Raw genomic sequence first — 3,204 nt, forward strand, 5'->3', positions numbered from 1 at the left:
CGCAGGCGCTGGAAAAGATCTGACGCGGTGGCGTCGATCCCGGGCCAGCGGAAGAACCGGGTCGGTTCTGGTCAATGGGTTGGCATCGCAAGCACCTGCTTTCAATCTCCGGTACCAGGTTGCCCAACCGCTGGGGAAAGCATCAAAACGGGGGCCGTTTCCATGAAGTTTCGCACCAGGGCCATTCACCTCGGATTTGATCCCGATCCTCAGACGGGAGCGGTCGTTCCACCCATCCATCTGGCAACGACGTATGTCCAGCCGGCCGCGGGAGAGTGGCGGGAATTTGATTACTCCCGCAGCGGAAACCCCACGCGAAAGGCCTTCGAAAACGCGATAGCGGCCCTCGAATCCGGCGTGGGGGGGCTCGCGTTCGCCTCTGGAATGGCCGCCATCCATTGTGTGACGCAGCTTCTGGAGACTGGCGATCATATCGTCACGGGCCAGGATGTCTACGGCGGGACGTTCCGGCTTTTTCACAAGATCATCAACCGGGCGGGGATCTCGGTAACGATGGTCCCCACGAATGACCTGGAGGCCGTGGAGAAAGCCTTCCGGCCGAACACGAGACTCCTGTGGTTGGAGACGCCCGGCAACCCCCTTCTGAGCATTACCGACATCGCAGCGTGTGCAAAAATCGCCCATCGGCACGGAGCGCTTGTTGGAGTGGATAGCACCTTCGCGACACCGGCGTTGACTCGCCCCCTCGAGCTGGGGGCAGACATCGTCATGCACTCGGCGACGAAGTACCTCGGGGGACACAGTGACGTGTTGGGCGGTGTCCTGGTGGCGCGGGATGAGGAGCTTTACCAACGGCTTTACTTTATCCAGAATGCCACGGGCGCCGTGATGGGCCCCTGGGAGTCTTATCTCTGCCACCGCGGGTTGCGAACCCTGGAACTTCGTATCCACGAACAATGTCGCTCAGCTATGGCCGTGGCCCAATTCTTGGCCGAGCACCCTGCCGTGAGACGGGTCTACTACCCGGGCCTGCCCGATCACCCAGGCCATGACATCGCCGCGCGACAGATGTCGGGCTATTTCGGTGCGATGTTAAGCTTTGAGGTGCAGGGAGACCTGGAAACGGCCAAGAAGGTTGTCAATTCCACCCGGCTTTTCCATCTTGCCGTAAGTTTAGGGGCGGTTGAGTCCCTGATCGAACAGCCCGCATTGATGTCCCATGCAAGCTACGATCCCGAGGCCCGTCGGGCCCACGGTATCAGCGACACACTCATTCGCCTTTCCATCGGGCTGGAAGACCCCGAGGACCTGATCGCCGACCTCGAGCAGGCGCTGGCCCGGGCGGTGTGACCGCGGGAACCGAAGACTCCCCGTGCGCGACCGCGCTTTCTGAGATGGCGAGGATTCCGTTTGGCAAAATTTACGGGTTGCGCAAGCTTTTCCGAAAGATTTGACTCTTCCGATTCCGATAACTTTATCGACGAACGGGTGTGGATTTCGCCCTTCCGGCCCATCGCGTTATTGCTGCTGTCCATAACAGGAGTTGCCTCATGTCCCGGCAAACGACTTTCGCTTGGTGCTGCGTCATTACTGTGGCATTGTCTGCCGCCGTTTGGGACTCCCCCGGGGTGGCGGCTGAAACGGAATACGTTGAACGGGCTACCGGTTCTCCTGTCGCCTACTGGAGCTCCCAGGTCTTGCGTCGTCAGCCGCCGAGCATCGAGGAGGTGACGCGGCCCCCGGCCAGACGTGTTTCCCGATCACACCCCGCTGTGAGAACGTCCACACCGGGCGAAATCACCTATCAGACGTTACCGACGTCTCAGGAGGCTGTCGACGAATCCTCGCCCGAGGTCATCCCGCCGGGTCAGCCGGTCATCACGAGTGGAATGGTGGACGAAGAGGGTGTGGAAACGGGCCTGGTGGAAGACGATGGCGTCGTCTATGAGCCGGGGGGCTTCATTCAGCCGGAGATATATTATGGCGGTGGTTTGCTGTTCGGACCGTGGATCCAGCATCTGAGCGTCTTTGCCGGTGCCCATGGGTTTAAAGGGCCCGCAGACCTTGGGCGAAACGGGAATTTCGGGCTCCATGAGGGCCTCAACTACTCCGCTCCGATAGGGGGGCCATGGAATATTGGATATCAGATCGGCGTCCAGGTCGTGCACAGCGATTTTCCCGGGCACGAGGTCCTCACGTGGTACGGGAACGATCTTGTCTCTCGGGGCAGTCGGGCGCAGATGTTTCTGACTGCAGGGCTGTTCCATCGTCCTGATTGCGGCCGATGGCAGTGGAGTGTTCTCTTCGACTGGATGCACGATGACTTCTGGGTGGACTCCGATCTACTCCAGATTCGCCATGAAATCTCGTTCTTCCTCGATGACATGCGGGAAATCGGCTACATGGGCATGTACGGCGTTAAGGACGACATGCTTCTTCTGCCCGACGATCCCCAGAATCCCGATCAGCGGCGGTACCTCGATCTTTCCGTCCTCGATCGTTACGTGGTGTTCTATCGGCGCCACTTCTGCCAGGGTGGCGAGGGCCGATTCTGGGCGGGGGTTTCCGGCTACGGGGATGGACTCATCGGGGCGGATATCACCCTGCCGCTCGATGGCAGTTGGGCGTTTGAGGCCAATTTCGCCTATCTGGCGCCCAACACCGGGCGGGGCGTGGATGGCCAGTTCGATGAAAACTGGAGTCTCTCCATGGGTCTGATCTGGTATCCAGGACGTCACGTCAGCGAGGCCCTCAACGATCTCTTCCGCTCGGTTCAGGGCGTGGCGGACAACACGAGCATGATGTTCCACGGTCGAGTCCGCTGAGCACGTTCAGCCCAACACGCGTTAACAGATCCCCTGCGTGTGCCGCCAGCATGCGCAGGGCTTCTTTTTTTATTCCTTAACGCAAGACATCCTCCATGGTTGCAAAGCGGACGTGACGAGCACATCCCTCCAAAGGCGGACCTGACAAGCAGGTCCCTCCGAAAGGTCGGAGGGGCACGCCTGTCGTGCCCGCGGAAACGCAAGACATGATCCAGGAGGGACGCCTTCCACGGCGTCCGTCGAACTGTGTCACTTCTTGACATAGCGAGCCGAGTCGATTGCAATGAGACGAGCATGAAAATCACTGTCAGGTACAGCAAGCAGTCTTTTGCGAGAAAGGCCAGACCCATGTCACAGAAAACTCACCGACGTGATTTCCTCAAGTGGAGTGCCCTGGGCACATCCATTGTGGGCATCC

General features: G+C 59.7%; 2 protein-coding genes. Both read left to right on the forward strand.

Going from position 1 to position 3,204, the window contains the following annotated elements; all coding sequences use genetic code 11:
• The first annotated feature begins 162 nt into the window (after positions 1-162).
• Positions 163-1,311, forward strand: coding sequence for a PLP-dependent aspartate aminotransferase family protein (locus H5U08_RS13855; RefSeq protein ID WP_297034227.1), 1,149 nt, complete (start codon positions 163-165; stop codon positions 1,309-1,311).
• A 200-nt stretch (positions 1,312-1,511) separates the two neighbouring features.
• On the forward strand, positions 1,512-2,786 hold the full coding sequence (locus tag H5U08_RS13860) for a DUF6666 family protein (protein ID WP_297034224.1): 1,275 nt from the start codon (positions 1,512-1,514) through the stop codon (positions 2,784-2,786).
• Positions 2,787-3,204: the final 418 nt, after the last annotated feature.

Origin of the sequence: Thermogutta sp. (genome assembly GCF_014359955.1) — a bacterium.
In the GTDB taxonomy this organism is placed as follows: Bacteria; Planctomycetota; Planctomycetia; order Pirellulales; family Thermoguttaceae; genus Thermogutta.

Bases quoted from the DNA above. Each gene is read 5' to 3' on its own strand.
- H5U08_RS13855 (WP_297034227.1), top strand. From the start codon at position 163: ATGAAGTTTCGCACCAGGGCCATTCACCTCGGATTTGATCCCGATCCT.
- H5U08_RS13860 (WP_297034224.1), top strand. From the start codon at position 1,512: ATGTCCCGGCAAACGACTTTCGCTTGGTGCTGCGTCATTACTGTGGCA.